The organism is Bradyrhizobium sp. CFUWI (genome assembly GCF_056429085.1).
Genome location: NZ_JBWJZE010000190.1, coordinates 1 through 453, shown reverse-complemented (window position 1 = coordinate 453; position 453 = coordinate 1). Strand labels below are relative to the sequence as shown.

The following is a 453-nucleotide window of genomic DNA, read 5'->3' as shown; positions in this document are numbered from 1 at the left end:
CTGTAGTAGGGGCGCCGCCGGTGGTCGGTCTCGAGTTCCACCTCCAGCACCAGCCCGGAGAATTTCGGCGGCAGCGACTCGAGCAGGGCGGCCATGGATTTCGGCGGGGCCTGCGGAGCGGCAGACTCGGGCGGATGCAGCACTTCGCCGGTGCGCACGTCGAGCAGCAGCTTCATCTCGCCCGCGGGCCGCTCCGAGAGCTTGACCTCGTACACCGCCTTGCCCTGGCCGTCGCGCTCGAATTCGGCGTTCACCACGCGCGCGCCGTACTTCTGCTCCAGCTGCCGGATGTAGCGGGCCATCTGCGCCGGCGGCACCGGCTGCGTGGGCCACTCGCGCTCCTGCGCGACGACCGCGCCGGAGGCCGCGTCCACCAGCACCTCATGCTTCTCGCCGCGCGCATCGATGACCTTGATTTCGTAGCGGAGTTCGCCCTTGCGCCCCCTCTTGGTC

At 70.0% G+C, this 453-nt stretch carries 1 protein-coding gene; it reads right to left on the bottom strand.

Annotated features, from left to right (window positions below; translation table 11 throughout):
• Window positions 1-453 (bottom strand): PepSY domain-containing protein (locus tag AC066S_RS39360; RefSeq protein ID WP_478271990.1); only part of this gene is annotated, 453 nt, incomplete at both ends.